At 59.7% G+C, this 15,726-nt stretch carries 12 protein-coding genes; 2 read left to right on the forward strand and 10 right to left on the reverse strand.

Going from position 1 to position 15,726, the window contains the following annotated elements; all coding sequences use genetic code 11:
- Window positions 1-186 (forward strand): ISL3 family transposase (locus HMPREF9465_RS13615; protein WP_005433699.1); only part of this gene is annotated, 186 nt, incomplete at its 5' end.
- 74 nt (window positions 187-260) lie between these two features.
- On the opposite strand, the gene dnaJ is transcribed toward HMPREF9465_RS13615, so the two are convergent.
- The 7 genes from dnaJ to glnE all read right to left on the reverse strand — a co-directional run bounded on the left by dnaJ (window position 261) and on the right by glnE (window position 10,279).
- A complete protein-coding gene (gene dnaJ / locus HMPREF9465_RS02270) occupies window positions 261-1,412 on the reverse strand; it encodes a molecular chaperone DnaJ (protein WP_005433701.1) in 1,152 nt (383 codons plus the stop codon).
- Between the two features lie 160 nt (window positions 1,413-1,572).
- Complete coding sequence (gene dnaK, locus HMPREF9465_RS02275) at window positions 1,573-3,489, reverse strand: molecular chaperone DnaK (RefSeq protein ID WP_005433703.1); 1,917 nt, start codon at window positions 3,487-3,489, stop codon at window positions 1,573-1,575.
- A 334-nt stretch (window positions 3,490-3,823) separates the two neighbouring features.
- Window positions 3,824-4,441, reverse strand: a complete 618-nt coding sequence (gene grpE / locus HMPREF9465_RS02280; RefSeq protein ID WP_005433705.1) for a nucleotide exchange factor GrpE — start codon at window positions 4,439-4,441, stop codon at window positions 3,824-3,826.
- A gap of 136 nt (window positions 4,442-4,577) precedes the next feature.
- Complete coding sequence (gene hemH, locus HMPREF9465_RS02285) at window positions 4,578-5,618, reverse strand: ferrochelatase (RefSeq protein WP_005433707.1); 1,041 nt, start codon at window positions 5,616-5,618, stop codon at window positions 4,578-4,580.
- Window positions 5,619-5,760: 142 nt separating this feature from the next.
- A complete protein-coding gene (locus tag HMPREF9465_RS02290; RefSeq protein WP_005433709.1) occupies window positions 5,761-6,315 on the reverse strand; it encodes a VUT family protein in 555 nt (184 codons plus the stop codon).
- A gap of 88 nt (window positions 6,316-6,403) precedes the next feature.
- Window positions 6,404-7,378: a YheT family hydrolase gene (locus HMPREF9465_RS02295; RefSeq protein ID WP_005433710.1), complete on the reverse strand. Its 975-nt coding sequence runs from the start codon at window positions 7,376-7,378 to the stop codon at window positions 6,404-6,406.
- Between the two features lie 39 nt (window positions 7,379-7,417).
- The gene (gene glnE, locus HMPREF9465_RS02300; RefSeq protein WP_005433711.1) at window positions 7,418-10,279 is read right to left on the reverse strand and encodes a bifunctional [glutamate--ammonia ligase]-adenylyl-L-tyrosine phosphorylase/[glutamate--ammonia-ligase] adenylyltransferase; all 2,862 of its coding nucleotides are present in this window, start codon (window positions 10,277-10,279) and stop codon (window positions 7,418-7,420) included.
- 443 nt (window positions 10,280-10,722) lie between these two features.
- Here glnE and HMPREF9465_RS02305 point away from each other — a divergent pair, with 443 nt between their 5' ends.
- A complete protein-coding gene (locus HMPREF9465_RS02305) occupies window positions 10,723-11,787 on the forward strand; it encodes an IS110 family transposase (RefSeq protein ID WP_005433713.1) in 1,065 nt (354 codons plus the stop codon).
- A 613-nt stretch (window positions 11,788-12,400) separates the two neighbouring features.
- On the opposite strand, the gene HMPREF9465_RS02310 is transcribed toward HMPREF9465_RS02305, so the two are convergent.
- The 3 genes from HMPREF9465_RS02310 to HMPREF9465_RS02320 form a co-directional block, all read right to left on the reverse strand.
- Entirely contained in the window at window positions 12,401-14,116 is a 1,716-nt protein-coding gene (locus HMPREF9465_RS02310) for a transposase (RefSeq protein ID WP_005433715.1), read from the reverse strand.
- Window positions 14,117-14,197: 81 nt separating this feature from the next.
- On the reverse strand, window positions 14,198-14,662 hold the full coding sequence (locus HMPREF9465_RS02315) for a hypothetical protein (RefSeq protein ID WP_005433716.1): 465 nt from the start codon (window positions 14,660-14,662) through the stop codon (window positions 14,198-14,200).
- Entirely contained in the window at window positions 14,605-15,255 is a 651-nt protein-coding gene (locus HMPREF9465_RS02320) for a hypothetical protein (RefSeq protein ID WP_005433717.1), read from the reverse strand. The genes HMPREF9465_RS02315 and HMPREF9465_RS02320 overlap by 58 nt, the downstream gene beginning before the upstream one ends.
- Window positions 15,256-15,726 lie beyond the last annotated feature (471 nt).

Consider the following 15,726-nt stretch of genomic DNA (forward strand, 5'->3'; position numbering starts at 1 on the left):
TTCGGCAAGAACCTCAGGGGCTATGTGCAGGGCATCATTGCAGCCGCGGACTTTAAGATCAACACCTCTGTACTTGAAGGTGTCAACAATAAAATCAAGCAAATTAAGCGACGAGCTTATGGCTTCCGAGACGATCTGTACTTTTTCTTAAAAGTCAAGGCCGCGTTCCACGGACTTCCGAGATGAACCTAAAAAAAGGCACCCGTCCGAAGGCGTGTGCCCTTTTCGGCGATCGCATCAGGGAGGTCCCTGACGGCGCCTTACTTGAAGAAGCTCTTCATGCGGTCGAAGAAACCCTGCGTCTTGGGATTGTGCTTGTCGCCGCCTTCCTTGAGGGAGGCGTCGAACTCGCGGAGCAGGTTCTTCTGCTTGGTGGAGAGGTTGACGGGCGTCTCCACGGAGATGTGCAGGAAGAGATCGCCGGGCTCGCCCGTGCGCAGGTTCTTCACGCCCTTGCCACGCAGGCGGAAGGTCTTGCCGGACTGCGTGCCTTCGGGCAGCGTGATGCGCGATTCGCCCTCAAGGGTCGGAACCGTGAGTTCGCCGCCGAGCGCCGCCGTCACGAAGGAGACGGGAAGCTCGGTGTGAAGGTCGTCGCCGTCGCGCGAGAAGATGTCGTGCGGCTTGACCGAGATCTCGATGTAGAGGTCGCCCGACTCTCCGCCGTTCATGCCCGGCTCGCCACGGCCCGACATGCGGATGCGCTGGCCGTCGTTGATACCGGCGGGAATCTTGACCTCCACGACCTTGGTCGTGCGGATCTTGCCCACGCCCTGGCAGTTCGGGCACGGATCGGAGATGATCTGGCCGGAACCATGGCACTTCGGGCAGGTCTGGTGGACCTGGAAGAGACCGTTGGAGACGCGCACGGCGCCATGGCCCTGACAGGTCGGACAGGTCTTCCTAGACGTGCCGGGCTTGCAGCCCGTACCGTGGCAGGACTGGCACTCGTCCCAGGCGGGCACGCGGATCTCCATCGTGCGGCCCATGGCGGCGTCCTCAAGCGAGATTTCCAGCTCGAAGCGCACGTCGTTGCCGCGGATGCCCTGCTCGCGGGCGGCACGGCCGCCGCGCATGCCGCCACCGCCGAAGATGTCGCTGAAGATGTCGCCGAAGGCGCTCTGGAAGTCGGCGCCGTTCATGTTGCCAAAGCCACCGAAGCCGCCGGGACCGCCCGCAGCGCTGGGATCCACGCCCGCCTTGCCGTAGCGGTCGTAGGCGGCGCGCTTCTGGTCGTCGGAAAGCACGGCGTAGGCTTCACCGATTTCCTTGAACTTCTCTTCGGCGACCTTGTCACCCGGATTGCGGTCCGGATGGTACTTCATGGCCATGCGACGATAGGCCTTCTTGATGTCGTCGGCGGAAGCGTCCTTGCCGACGCCGAGCACCTCGTAATAATCGCGATCAGACATTACCCAATCCCTGCGGGGAGCTACCCCGTCTTCTTTTTGATTTTTTCAAAACTCGAAAAGGGCCGGCATCGCGTGAGCGAACCGACCCTTCGTTTGATGCGCTGACTCAAGACCGAATCAGCCTGGGAGCCGGGGCTCCCGGATTGCCGTCACTCACGGATTACTTCTTGACGTCCGTGAAGTCGGCGTCGACCACATCATCGTCGGCGGGCTTGCTGCCGGCGGCGTTGTCTTCCGGAGCGGCCTGCTGCTGGGCGGCGGCCTTGTTCATCTTTTCGCCGATCTTCTGAGCGGCGGCCATCAGGTTTTCGACGGCCTTGTCGATGGCGGCCTTGTCCTCACCCTTGACTTTCTCTTCAACCGTGCGGATGGCGTCTTCGCAGGCGGCGCGGTCGGCACCGTCCACCTTGTCGCCGAATTCCTTCAGGGTCTTCTGGACCTGGCTGACGGCGGCGTCGGCCTGGTTGCGGGCCTGAGCGAGCTCGGCGCGGCGGTGGTCCTCTTCCTTGTTGGCTTCGGCGTCCTGCACCATGCGTTCGATCTCGTCTTCGCTCAGCCCGGAGCTGGCCTTGATCGTGATGGTATTTTCCTTGCCGGTGGCCTTGTCCTTGGCGGCCACGTGAAGAATGCCGTTGGCGTCGATGTCGAACGTGACTTCGATCTGCGGCAAGCCGCGCGGAGACGCCGGAATGCCTTCAAGGTTGAACTCGCCGAGGAGCTTGTTGGAGGCAGCCATTTCGCGTTCGCCCTGGTAGACCTTGATGGTCACGGCCGGCTGGTTGTCTTCAGCGGTCGAGAACACCTGGCTGTGCTTCGTCGGAATCGTCGTGTTGCGCTTGATCATCGGGGTCATCACGCCGCCGAGCGTCTCAATGCCGAGCGTAAGCGGGGTGACGTCGAGCAGGAGCACGTCGCGGCGTTCGCCGGTGAGGACGGAGCCCTGGATGGCGGCGCCGATGGCGACGGCCTCGTCGGGGTTGACGTCCTTGCGCGGATCCTTGCCGAAGAATTCCTTCACGACGGCCTGAACGCGCGGCATGCGGGTCTGACCGCCGACGAGGATGACGTCGGTGATGTCGGACGTGGACGTGCCGGCATCGCGCAGGGCCTTGCGGACCGGCTCGATGGTGCGCTGGACGAGGTCCTCGACGAGGGCTTCGAACTTGGCGCGCGTGACCGTGACGTTGAGGTGCTTCGGACCCGTGGCGTCAGCCGTGATGTACGGCAGGTTGATTTCGGTTTCCTGACGACTCGAGAGCTCGATCTTGGCCTTTTCAGCGGCGTCCTTCAGGCGCTGCAGGGCGAGAACGTCCTTGGAGAGGTCGACGCCCGTGTCCTTGCGGAACTCGTTGATCAGGTGGTCGACGAGGCGCTGGTCGAAGTCTTCGCCGCCGAGGAACGTGTCGCCGTTCGTGGAGAGCACTTCAAACTGCTTGTCGCCGTCAATGTTGGCGAGGTCGATGATCGAGATGTCGAACGTGCCGCCGCCAAGGTCGTACACGGCGATCTTGCGGTCGCTGCTGCCGCCCTTGTCCATGCCGAAGGCGAGCGCGGCAGCGGTCGGTTCGTTGATGATGCGCTTCACTTCAAGACCGGCGATGCGGCCGGCGTCCTTCGTGGCCTGACGCTGGGAGTCGTTGAAGTAGGCGGGAACCGTGATGACGGCTTCCGTGACAGCTTCGCCGAGGTAGTCTTCGGCGGTCTGCTTCATCTTGCGAAGGATTTCGGCGCTGACCTGCTGCGGAGCGAGCTTCTTGCCCTGAGCTTCGACCCAAGCGTCGCCGTTGTCGGCGCGCATGATCGTGAACGGCATCAGGTTGATGTCCTTCTGGACTTCGGCGTCGTCGAAGCGGCGGCCGATGAGACGCTTCACGGCAAAGAGCGTGTTCTTCGGATTGGTCACAGCCTGGCGCTTGGCCGGGGCGCCGACGAGCACTTCACCGTTGTCCATGTAGGCAACGATGGACGGGGTCGTGCGGGCGCCTTCGCTGTTTTCAATAACCTTGATGTTGTCGCCTTCCATCACGGCAACGGCCGAATTGGTGGTGCCAAGGTCAATACCAATGATCTTCGCCATAGTGGTTTAATCCTCTAAAAGAAAACCTTTCGTCCGAAACGTCGTCATCTTGAGGCGCGGCACATGGCACACGCAGGAGCGTTCGGACCGTTCAAAAACTAACGTGTCCGCAGGCGGAATCTCCTCAGCCTGCGAACGACCTTAATCCCTATATGGGGATGCCCCCTTTTTTTTCAAGCCTTCTGCCGAAGGTTTGTCAAAAATAATTACATCCACCACCGCAAGGCCTTGCCCCGCAAGGGAAAAACATCACTTTTCCATTCTAAGGCCCATCAAGAAAAAAGGCGCCCCCCGACGGGACGCCTTCTGATCAGAGCGGCTGTGTTCGGGCTTCTCAGCCCTGAGCGACGCTCACCATGGCGGGGCGCAGAACGCGGTCGGCGATCACCCAGCCGCGCTGGAAGACTTCGACCACGGTGCCGGAGGCGACGCCTTCGGGAGCGGGCACCATCGCGATGGCCTGATGCTGGTGCGGATCGAACGCCTCGCCCTTCGGATCAACGGGTTTCATGCCGGAGACGTCGAGGGCGTGCATGAACTGGCGGTACGTGGCGAGCATGCCTTCACGGACGGGGTTCTCCTCCTCATTCTTCGTGACCTCGAGGGCCTTCTCAAGGCTGTCGACGACGGGCAGCAGGTTTTCGGCAAACTTCTCGATGCCGAACTTGCGGGCCTTCTGAACCTCCTCGGAGGAACGGCGGCGGGTGTTTTCAAGCTCCGCCATGGCGCGCACGTAGAGGTCGTAGTGCTCCATCACCTTGGCTTCGGAGAGTTTCAGAGCCGTCTGAAGCGTTTCGATCGTCTGCTCGGGCGTTTCGGGCTGCTTGGCCTCTTCACCCGTACAGGCTTCCTTGCCCTCGCAGCCGCAGGCCTGGCCCTCTTCGGCGCACTTGCCCTGGCAGCAGCAGCCGGCTTCTTCCTTCACTTCCTGGTTCTGAGTATTTTCAGTCATATGTCACTCCGTATGAGCGTCGCCAGACGCCTGGAAACTGGGTCGGCCCGGGAGTCCGCTCCGTGGGCCCAATAGATTGCTTCTTATATGGGGACGGTGCGGCGTTTTTCAAGTCCGCTCATGCGCCGTCCGTGCGTCAGATCCAGCCCGCAGCCTCGCGCCTCACGATCGAGGCGTAGGCCTTCACCGCCTCGGGCGAGTCGTTGAGTGCGGCAATGTAGTGGAATTCCGCCCCTGCATCGTCCCTGAAGGCGGCCAGATACTCGCGGCGAAGCTCGTCATCGATCTCCTCGATCGTCTCCAGACAGTCGGCAGCGAAGCCCGGACACACGACGTCGATGCGCGGCACGCCGGCTTCGGCCAGCTCCCTGACGCTGTCGATGGTATACGGACGAAGCCACTCGTCGCGGCCGAAGCGGGACTGGAAGCACACGCTCCACGCGCCCTCCTCAAGGCCGAGCCTTTCGGCGAGAAGCGACGCAGTGCGCAGGCACTGCGCCTCGTAGACGTCGCCGCGGTTGCTGCTTGCCTGTGGGATGCCGTGGAAGCTCATGACGAGGCGGCCGCCCGTGCTCACGGGAGAGCCGTGCTCGTCCCAATAGGCGCGCACGTGCGCGGCAAGCGCGTCGATGTAGGCGGGATCGTCGTGATAGTCGTGAATCGTGCGCACCGCAGGCGCATCGACATGAGAAAGCTGGTATTCGCTCACGCCGTCCAGACAGGCCGCCGTCGTCTGGGAGGCATACTGCGCGAACATGGGCATGACGAGGACGCGGCCGACGCCGTCGGCCTTCATCCTGTCGAGGACGGACGCCGTCGACGGGCTGCCGTAGCGCATGGACCAGTAGACCGGAATCCCGAGCTCAGCCTCAAGCGCCCCGGCCGTGCGCCTCGTGTGCACGATGAGCGGCGAGCCTTCGTCGGTCCAGACGCCTCTGTATCGTTCGGCGGACTTCTTCGGACGCGTGCGCAGAATGATGCCGTGCAGAATCGGCCACCACTTCCATCGGGGAAGCTCGACGATGCGCCTGTCGCCGAGGAATTCGGCCAGATAGCGGCGGACGGCCTCTTCGGTCGGGGCGTCGGGGCTCCCCGTATTGATCAAAAGAAGCGCGATTTTGTTCGAATTAGCCATGGAACGGTGAGGTCTGGAAACGGATTCGTGGTTGTACCCCATTCTGGGACACCTTTCTTAAGGAACGCTTTTTCACGCCGCGCCGCAAAGGGCCTCGTCCGCAGTCCGTCCGCAGTCGTCATGAACGAAAACAGCCGCCTAGGGCGTACCCTGGCGGCTGCTGGAATCAGGTTGAGGTGCTTCTTCAGGCGGCCTGTGCGCGGCGGGTACTGCGCCACATGATGATCATGGCGCCCGCAATAAGGCTCATCCAGAACTTGCCGATCACCTGACCCACGATGAAGTCAAGGGAGCCGAAGGCGAGCGAGAGGAAGATCACGGAGTCGACGATCGAGCCCACGAGGCCGGAGAGCACGATGGCCAGCGTCAGATGACGTTCGCGAAGCGGCGTGTAGACGGCAAAGTCGGCCAGCTCGGAGAAGAGGAAGGCGCAGGTCGAGCCGAGAATGATCGCGGGCTCGGAGAGAATGCCGGAGAGCGCGGCGCCTGCGGCAATCGCGACCAGCGTCCAGCGCTTGCCGAGCAGGCTCTGGACCGCGTCGCGCAGAATGAGCGCAAGACCGGCGAAGAGCACGGCGGACGGCGACATGATGCCGGGCCAGACGGGAATGAGGCAGGGGCTGTCGGGCGGACAGACGGTGCCGACGTTCATCACCACCCAGTTGCCTGCGGGAATGGTGAGGATGAAGAGAATGAGGCTGATGAGGCCGACGGTGCGGCCGGACATGCTGAAAGGCATCTTGCGGGTCTCCAGGGGCTACCGGTCGGAAAGCCGGCGCTTGCCCAAAAGAAGGAATTGACGAGAGGCTGACACCCGGTCAGACGGTTCAGCTGCCGGTGTCGAAGAAGCGCATTATACGTTGCGGCAGATAATTGATGTTGCCCGGAACCCGTCCTTGTGGAAATCCGATGTGTCCTCCCTCTTCGGGAAAATCTCCCGTGACGAAGGCGCTCATCTCGCCCGCCGTCGGAAGGCACCACGGCGGCAGGAACGGATCGTTCTTTGCATTGAGCAGCAGAAGCGGCACGCGCACGTCGGGGAGCACCGTCTTGGCCGAGCACTTCTGCCAGTACTCCATCGCCGAGCGGAACCCGTGGATCGGCCCCGTGTACGTGTTGTCGAAGTCGAACATCGTGCGGCAGGCCTTCACGTCCTCCTCGCGGATCACGTCGGGAAACTGCTTCGCCTTGAGCTCGAGCTTCTGGCGGAGCGTGTGAAGGAACATGTCGGCATAAAAAGTGTTGACTCCCTTGCTGATGCGCTCGCTGCCCGCCACGAGGTCGAGCGGTGCGCCCACCGAAACGGCCGCCGTCAGGAAGCCCGCGTCGGTTCCGCGGTCCCCGAGGTACTTGGCGAGCTGGTTGCCGCCGAGGCTCACGCCCACGGCCCTGAGCTCCGCGTCGGGGAAGCGTTCGTGCACGGTCCTGAGCACCCATTCGCAGTCGTCGCTGTCGCCCGCGAAGTAGGCGCGCGGAAGCCTGTTCATCTCGCCGCCGCAGCTTCTGAAGTGTGCGACGACGCCGCGCCAGCCGCGCTCGGTGCAGGCCGCCATCAGCGCTTCGGCATAGTGGCTGCGGCTCGAGCCCTCGAGCCCGTGGAAGTGCACAAGTACGGGCGCCGACGGATCGGCGGGCTCGGGCACGGCCCAGTCCCAGAGCATGAAGTCGCCGTCGGGAAGCTCAACCTTCTCGCGCCTGTACTCGATCGCGGGCCTCGGCATGAACTTGGCGGGAATGACGGTCTGAAGATGACCGCCGGGACACCAGGACGGGGCTTTGTAATCAGGAACGACAATGGGCATCACATGCTCCGGTTGATGGAAAATCGATCGTCCGACAGTCTAGCGCGTTTCGGACCGATCGAACGTATCGCCCTCTCTCAGAGGCGCATCGGTCTCAAACACCGTTCTCCAGAGCTTGAGCACGGCCTCGCGTTCGGCCTCGATCATGTCCGCAGGAACGCGCACGGGCACACCTTCGCCCGCATTGAGCCTGATCTCGTGTTGCAGGGCGCGGTAGCGTCGATACGCCCTCACGGCGGGCGCCGAAACGGCGGGATCCGTCAGGCCGAGGTCGGCCGCCTTTTCAAGAAGCAGGATGTTGCCGAAGTTGTTAACCAGCTCGGGATGCTCCGCGGAGTGCGTGAGCACGAGAAGCTGCACGATGAACTCCACGTCGACCATGCCGCCTCGGTCGTGCTTGATGTCGAAGAGCGCCGTGCGGTTGGGATGCCCGTCGAGCATCTTCCTGCGCATCTCGAGCACGCTCGCGCGGGCCTCGTCCTGCGTTCTCGGCATCATCAGGATCTCGCGCCTCTCGTCCTCGAAGCGCTTGCCCACGTCCGCATCGCCCGCCACGAAGCGGGCGCGCGTGAGAGCCTGATGCTCCCAGAACCAGGCGCCGTTGCCGTCGGCGTTCCTCTGATAGCGGCTGAACATGTCAAAGGACGACACGATGAGGCCGCTGTCGCCGTTCGGACGCAGCCTCAGGTCCACGTCGAAGAGCTTGCCCGACGACGTCTGAATCGTCAGCCAGCTCATCATGCGGCGCACGAGGCGGCTGTACGTGAGGTCGGCCTCCAGATCGGGATCGTCATAGATGAAGACCAGATCGAGGTCGCTGTCGTAGCCGAGTTCCTTGCCGCCCAGCTTGCCGTAGCCGATCACGGCGAACTTCGGACGGTCGCAGTGCTTCTTCGTCATGCTGACCCAGGCCAGATCGAGCACCTCCTCGAGCACGGCGTCGGCCAACGCCGAGAGATGGTCCGCCAGGCGCTCGACCGTGAAGCGGCCGTCAAGGTCCGCGATCAGCAGCCTGAAAACGGCGGAGTGATGGGCGTCGCGAAGCGCGTTCATCTGGCGCTCCTGATCGCCATCGGCCTCGACGAGCGCACGATGCAGCCTGTCCGCCCACTCGCTCCAGTCGACGGGCGTGAAGTCGTCCATCTCGTGGATGCGTCCGTCGACGAGCTCGTCAAGGATGATCGGATGGCGCACGATGTAGTCGGCCGTCCAGCGGCTCGCCGCCAGCACGCGTCCGACGCGCTCGGCGGCCTTCGGATACTGCGAGAGGAGCGCCACGTAGGTCGAGCGGCCCGCGATCGCCTCAAGCAGCTTCAGATAGCGGGAGAACACCTCGACCGCCGGCACCACGCGCGGGCCGTCCTTGGGAAGCCACTCCGGACATCCTTCGGCCACGACGGGAATCAGGCTCTGAAGGCGCTTCCTCGCCTCGTCGGAGAGGCTTCGGCCCGCACGGGCCGAGGCAAGACGCATGATGCGCGAGACAAGCTCGTCGACGTCATCGCCGTAGCCCAGAGATCTGAGCTTTCCTGTGAGCGCCTCGCTCGCGCTCGACGTGCCCGTCTCCCAGCCCGTGGGCCAGTCGGCCGTGTCTGCGGCGGGCTCATGGACCTGAAAGACGCTGTCGAAGGCGGCGGCGACATACTCGCGCACGCCCTCAAGACGGCTCCAGAGTTCGTCGGCGGGCATGCCCAGGAGGCCCGCCACGGCCGTGAGTCCCTCGCCTTCCTTCGGGAGGCGCTGCGTCTGCTCGTCGTTGACATACTGAATGGCATGCTCGACGTTGCGCAGGAAGACGTAGTGCTCGGAAAGCCTCGCGGCCATTTCGGCGGAAATGCCGCCGTCGCCCGAGAGCACCTCGAGCATCGCGAGCGTCTCGCGCCCGCGAAGAAGCGGATCACGTCCGCCGCGGATGACCTGAAGCGTCTGCGTGAGGAACTCGATCTCGCGGATGCCGCCGCGTCCGAGCTTGACGTTGATGCACGTGCCGCCGCGGGCGAGCTCGCGTCTGGCCGTCTCGGCGCGGATCATCTCGTGCAGGCGCGTGAGCGACGAAATAGCGTTGAAATCCAGATACTTTCTGAAGACGAACGGACGCACGAGGGACGAGACGTTCCGCTTCTGCTGCTCGAAGTCCTCAGGCGCCGAGAAGACGGGCTCGTTGATGATGCGGCCCTTGAGCCAGGCGAAGCGCTCCCAGTCGCGGCCCTGCGTGTAGAGATACTCCTCGAGCATGTCCGTCGAGCACACGATCGGACCCGACTCGCCGTTCGGACGCAGGCGCATGTCGACTCGGAAGACGAAGCCGGGCCCCTCGATGTCGTTCAGGGCGGGAATCACGCGCCTTGCCAGCCTTTCATAGAACTCCTGCACGGTGAGCGTGCGGCGGGCGTTCGGAAATTCGGGCGTCGCCCGCGTCTCGCCTTCCTCGTCGAAGAGGAAGATGAGGTCGATGTCGGAGGAGACGTTGAGCTCTCGGCCGCCGAGCTTGCCCATGCCCACGACCATCAGGTCCTGGGGACGTCCAGACATGCCGTACGGCACGCCGCAACGCTCGGCCAGCTCTCTGGCGTTGACCTTCACCGTCGCCGTGACGGCCGTCTCGGCGAAGTCGCTCATGAGCCTCACGACTTCGAAGTAGTCGATGCGACCCGTCGCGTTTCTCCCGATGATGTTCACGATGAGGCGGCGCCTCATCTCCCTGAGCTTCATGCGCAGCGTCTGGCTGTCGGCCGCGGCCGCCGCCTCGGCCTCCATGGCCTCCCGCGGGAACGTCTCCTCGACGATCCTCTCAAAATGCGCGAGGCACGCCCGAGCGTCCTCTCCGGGATGCATGGCCGACAACGACCGTGCGACAAAGGGCGAGAAGCGGACGACGTCCTCAAGAGTCAGTGAGGGCATGAAGGACTCCGAAAGCAGGAAAGTATCTATTGAATTCATGGGGCGACCCCGTCAGCCCATTCTAGCCAAATCGGCACGGTCTCAAGGAGAGTGTCGGGCGCCGCACCGCTGTTGGAGGTCCTTCGCCCTGCAGTTCAATGCCTTTGAAGCTCCCCTGTCTGAAGACAGAGGATTCACTTTGACCGTCAGACAGCTCTTTTAGGGGGCAAAGCCGCCTAAACGTCACCGTCCGTACAAAGTGTGCGCGGCAGACCTCTTAATTAGATGGTCAGCTCCCAAGGGGCATCGAACACCGGAGACCATCCATGCAGAACTTGACAAACGGGCAAAAAAAGAAGCACTCTCTCTTTTCTCTCGCTAGCGGGCTCGGGGCCCATGCGAGTACACCGGCATCAAAGTGCCATTGAGTCCTGATACTCATACGACAAGAGGAGTGCTTCGACATGAATACTACACAAAATTCGACTAAAAGCAAAATCGTGAAAGTCATCGGCGTTGACCTCGCGAAAGATCACTGCGATGTCATCGGCTACGATGAGAACGGAAAAATTTGCTTAAGGCTGGATGGATGCTCCTATGCAAAGCTTCGGGAGATTCTGTCCAATCTGCCTCAGGCTGTTGTCCTGATGGAGGCATGCAAGGGCAGCATGTTCCATGCTCGGAGTATCGCTGATCTCGGTCATGAGGTGCGCCTTGTTAAAGGGGCCGACGTAAAGGCACTTCGCAATATCAATCATAAGAATGACCTGCGTGACGCCGCCTATATCGCCAAGCTTTACTTCGTACCAGGTACCACGTACGTCTACATTAAAAGTCAACAGCAGCAGTCCCTGCAGTTTCTGCAGAACGAGTATAAGAGCCTTCAGGAGTTGCGCATTCAAGCAGGCAATCAGATCCACGCGGGACTCGAAGAGTTCGGATGTCCCGTCCGAAAATCTTCGAAGTTCATTAAGACCCGCATGGTGGCACATCTTGAAAAGCATGCCGAGCTTATTCCTGAGGACGTGATGGCTTCGTTTAAGCGCAGGCGTGAGATTTGGCTCAATCTTCTTCAGCAAGAGGAGGAAGCCAAGAGGCGGCTGGAACAGGTGGCTGCAACGGATGCCAATGCAAAGCGCATCATGACGGTTCCCTGCGTTGGACCTCAGACGGCAGTAGGACTGCTGGTTCATATTGGCGTCGACATCGGGCGCTTCAAGAACAGCAGGCAGTTCGCGGCCTCCCTCGGGCTTGTACCAAAGCAGAACAGCACCGGCGGCAACAACACGCTCAACCACATCACCAAATGTGGGCCCAAGAGGCTTCGCTCCAATCTCGTGCAGTGCGCCCAACTCGTCCTCATGCACACGGAAAAGTGGAAAGGGAATTTCGGTGACTGGGTGCGAAAAATGCGAGACAGCGGAAAGAAACATGGCGTCATTGTCTGCGCCATCGCAGCCAAGTTAGCTCGAATCATTTATCGTCTGATGAAAGACAAGGTCGATTACACATCTGTACTAAGCTGTTAAAGGTGCATATCGCACAGAGCGATCATCGGCCAATTCCCGCCAAGGACTACGAAGGCAACTACTAGTGACGAATCGTGCTCAACGCAATAGAGTGATGCTGTGAACGGTAATGTGATATCGCGTAGTTAGCGTTAATCACACCCTCTTAATAAAGCACCTCTATTGCCCCGAATCTCACTATGTCGGCGGAGGTTTAGGAATGAATACCTCCTGACCGCGGATGTATTTCAGTGAAGCCCTTTCTTCAACTTCGAATGAGTTGCAGCAGGTTTCTTCTGGTAGAAGTCTGAATGAGTTACAGGCGCGCAGTGCGCGCTCAAAAAGGAAGGAAATAGAGTCTGCTGAAAGCTTGTTGTGCGCAAGTCGACGAGGCCTTTCGAGCGACTTACCGGGCGCTGCGCTCACGAAGAGAATGGGGAACCAAACCCGGGCAGGCAGCTGCTTGTCATATGAAAGCCTTCTCGATTCCGTAATCTGACTTTACAAATTTAGTGGTGTGGCTTCGCCACGTATTGGATGGAGGACGCGCATGGGCGCGCCCTCCAGGGGGAGTTGTACCCCAAAAAATGCCCCGAACACTTGCAACCTAAAAGTCGTCTAATGCGGCCACGATTCAACTGACACCAAGCAGCTTGAGGAATAGCTGATCGCGTTTGGTTGTTTCCGTGGCCCATTTGGAAGCACTGTCGTTACCTGTCGTAGCAACGTAGTCGACGCAACGGAACCAATCAAGAATTTGAATCAGTGAGTGCTGATCGAGCCAAGCAAGCAGCTTTTCTTCGAGATTCAACTCTTCCTTCGTTTTCTTTTCAGTGCTCTTTTGGGCAAGCCCCTTTTTCACATCCTGAATTCTCTTCGTCAGGAAGCAGTGATAGCCCAGCCCGACGAATTGTGCGAATTGTCTGCCGTAAAGGTTTTCCGGATACCACGTTCTGGGCTTGCGTCCGTCGAAGCTGTCCTTGTAGGTCGCGAACAACTCTTCAATCTTTTCGCGGGAGCGGTATGCTTTCAGAGCTTCAAAGGGATCGCAAATTTCGTTGCTCACGAGGACAAAGTACCCCCAGTATCGCTTGGCTTCTTCGATCTTTTCATTCTTGAAGGAAACCTTGACGCCTTTGCTTGTGCGCTTCACGATGAGGAAGTTGTCGATCAGCTTCTGGGCGGCAGGTCGGAATTCTTCAACACCATCTTCCAAATCTTTCTTGATTGAAAAAAGGCTCTCCTTGAGACGTCTTTCTTGAATCGGAGCTGCTTCCGGCTTGTAACAAACATGAACATACAATCGCCGGGTGAATGTTTCAGTCTGTCCTGCTTCGTAGTTGCCGCGCGTGCGCTGACGAACGATGCTGAAATCGTGCTGGCGACGACGCATGACGGCATTGACACCGACATCAAACGGACAGGAATTTTCGAAAGCGCCAATCTCTTCGCGAACAGCATCAATTTCTTCACGAACCCATTTGTCGGTGCTGTTGGCGAGCATCAGGAACTTCACGTGCTCCCGCGCGAGGTACGTCATGTTGGCCTGACAGTAAAAGCCGTTGTCAGCCACGATAACCGGTGCAGAGAGACCCAGCACCTCAAGCTGCCGTAGAGAATTTGCCAGCGAGATCTTGTCCGGAATGTTTCCCGGCTGCTTGCTGAAAGCTACCGGTTCTCGATTCTCAACTGAATACAGGACCAGAAGCTTGATCGTATCCAGTCCGTCGCCATCCTTGTTGAATCCCTGACGCGCTTCGATTTGATTCTTCGAATATGTAGAAAAGGTCGTTGTGTCCAGAGCCAAATTCAAGCCCGACGAGGAAACTCTTTGAGCACGGCTTCGAAAATAGGCTTGCACGCCTGACTCATTACGTCCGACAGACGCAAAAAGCTTGCCGTACACATCCTGCGTGATGGGGTACTCGTAAGGCAACGGATTCATCATCTGCCACGTCTCCATGCGAGGCAGCGTATCACCATCAGTGGCAACCCAATATCGGGCGATTGAACTCAATTTCTGAGCCTCCCCAATCTCGAAGCATGTCTTCAGATCCTCATCGATGCCCGATTCCTTTCCGGCCCATTCGAGAATTGTCTGCAGTCCGACATGCGTGCGCACAGCTTCAACCGGAGGCTCTACAACCTCAGAACGCGATTTTTTGGGGCGAGTCGGGATCATTTCCGTCGTTCCGGCCAGGATTTTTCCAAGAAGTCGGGTAGAGATCGTCTTGGTTTTCTGCGTCTTGGCGTCATATCCGGTGACGCGTTCATACACGTAAACATCGCCATTCGGGCGGGTGTCACGACGAATTCCAACATGCTTTTTTCCAGTGAGAGGACGTCCCATAATCTGCTCCAATGGTGTACCTGTATTATATTATAGGTGCACTATTGGAGTCAATAAAAAGTCCGTGTGTTTCACGGACTTTTAGTTTAAAAGACCTACTCCCAACAGGGTTTCGTGGGGTCTTTCGACGACTTTTAGGCTTGCAAACGGGGAGCTGACCATGTATTCCCGTTCCGCCTTGCTCCCGCAATTCGGCTTCGTGAGCCTCGAAGCGTCTTTCGATACTTCAGGGTCGCTACAAGGTTCATGACGACACAGACCGCTGCCGCTCAACAGTGCTTCCGCAGTCGTCCACTTCTCCAGGAGAAGGGCTCGGTCGTGTCCTTTTTCAGTGGCATGGCACGCCAGAAACGCACTCATGGCGTCTCGCTGCACGAGCGTGCCGGTGTTTCCCCAGCGGGGCCATCTTTCCTTCAACGGCTTCTTGCGGTACGCATCCGTTTGCGGATCGTACTGCGACATCTTCAGCTTATAGGCATTGTGTTCGATCACCTCGCAGCCGGCGCTTTCAGCCTTGCGTTTGAGATGCTCCACAAACTCACCCATTCCCCTCCGGTTTGTCGACCGTCCGAAGCAGCGTTGAAAAGATCGGTAATTGTTTTTCTCAATTTTGATCGTGCCGCCGTCCTGCGTCCGCGATTGCTTGTGTTCCAAGTCGACGAACCCTTTTTCACGGTTCCGTCGGGATTGTTCGCTCGTCTTGAACGGTCGATCCTTCGCTGCAGAAGACGGATCTTCGGCTCCTTCAGATCCACGTGAGGTGCAACCTCGACTATGGCCGCATGACGCTCATGAAAATAAGCAATCCGGCTTGAACCCGGGTCGATGCCGACGACCTCGCATTTGGACGCATAGACCTTGCGAACGGGCGGCAGGCCTTCAACCACGAGCTGCACGAACCAGCGCCTGACGCCCTTGAGCGTCCTGCGCACGATTCGGCAGTATTTCACGCGCCGGTCGGAGGCGAGCGCCTCCTTCATGTAGCCGGTGTCGGGCTTCATGTACGTCATCACGTGCTTGCGCCAGACAATGGCTCCACGCTCGGGCTTGTACATGATTTCCTGATTGTTCGTGCCTTCGATGGAATTGAGTCCACGCCTGAAGGATTTGAAGCGAGGTCTGCCGGCTTTCCGGAACATGTGACGCTGTAGAGCCCTCCGGACCGCTTTGCCAATACTTTGCGCTTCATGAGCGCCAATGTCTTTTCGACCGCTCGCCTTGCGATGATTATTCGCAATGATCGTAAGGCCGAACTCGGTTAGTCCAAAGGCTTAGTGAACAGCACTGAACGCTTTCGTGCGTGCTTTCCCCTTGGGCATGTCCCGTGCCACCCGCCACTCCTGCGTTTCACGCATGCGCTGCAGACACCCGAGAGCTGTCCCGAGCGTCGCATTGTAGATGCGTACGTCCTAACTCAAACGCCTTTTCGAGAAAACGATTCTGCTGATCGTTCACACGAAGCGGAAGTTCGACAATGTAGGAAGGGGTGGTAGTATAAATAGGACAATGTTACTTCACGTTCGAAAACTTTGTGCGCCTTACCTCCCATTGAAATGAGAGGCTTGCGGCGCACGGGTTCTGTCAAAAGATCTCAGACTCTGCACCGCCGC

The organism is Sutterella wadsworthensis 2_1_59BFAA (genome assembly GCF_000297775.1).
GTDB classification, from domain to species: domain Bacteria; phylum Pseudomonadota; class Gammaproteobacteria; order Burkholderiales; family Burkholderiaceae_F; genus Sutterella; species Sutterella wadsworthensis_A.

What these genes read in the sequence shown, in the direction of transcription:
- dnaJ (WP_005433701.1), bottom strand. Translation starts at nt 1,412, where the DNA reads ATGTCTGATCGCGATTATTACGAGGTGCTCGGCGTCGGCAAGGACGCT.
- dnaK (WP_005433703.1), bottom strand. Translation starts at nt 3,489, where the DNA reads ATGGCGAAGATCATTGGTATTGACCTTGGCACCACCAATTCGGCCGTT.
- grpE (WP_005433705.1), bottom strand. Translation starts at nt 4,441, where the DNA reads ATGACTGAAAATACTCAGAACCAGGAAGTGAAGGAAGAAGCCGGCTGC.
- hemH (WP_005433707.1), bottom strand. Translation starts at nt 5,618, where the DNA reads ATGGGGTACAACCACGAATCCGTTTCCAGACCTCACCGTTCCATGGCT.
- HMPREF9465_RS02290 (WP_005433709.1), bottom strand. Translation starts at nt 6,315, where the DNA reads ATGCCTTTCAGCATGTCCGGCCGCACCGTCGGCCTCATCAGCCTCATT.
- HMPREF9465_RS02295 (WP_005433710.1), bottom strand. Translation starts at nt 7,378, where the DNA reads ATGCCCATTGTCGTTCCTGATTACAAAGCCCCGTCCTGGTGTCCCGGC.
- glnE (WP_005433711.1), bottom strand. Translation starts at nt 10,279, where the DNA reads ATGCCCTCACTGACTCTTGAGGACGTCGTCCGCTTCTCGCCCTTTGTC.
- HMPREF9465_RS02305 (WP_005433713.1), top strand. Translation starts at nt 10,723, where the DNA reads ATGAATACTACACAAAATTCGACTAAAAGCAAAATCGTGAAAGTCATC.
- HMPREF9465_RS02310 (WP_005433715.1), bottom strand. Translation starts at nt 14,116, where the DNA reads ATGGGACGTCCTCTCACTGGAAAAAAGCATGTTGGAATTCGTCGTGAC.
- HMPREF9465_RS02315 (WP_005433716.1), bottom strand. Translation starts at nt 14,662, where the DNA reads ATGGGTGAGTTTGTGGAGCATCTCAAACGCAAGGCTGAAAGCGCCGGC.
- HMPREF9465_RS02320 (WP_005433717.1), bottom strand. Translation starts at nt 15,255, where the DNA reads ATGTTCCGGAAAGCCGGCAGACCTCGCTTCAAATCCTTCAGGCGTGGA.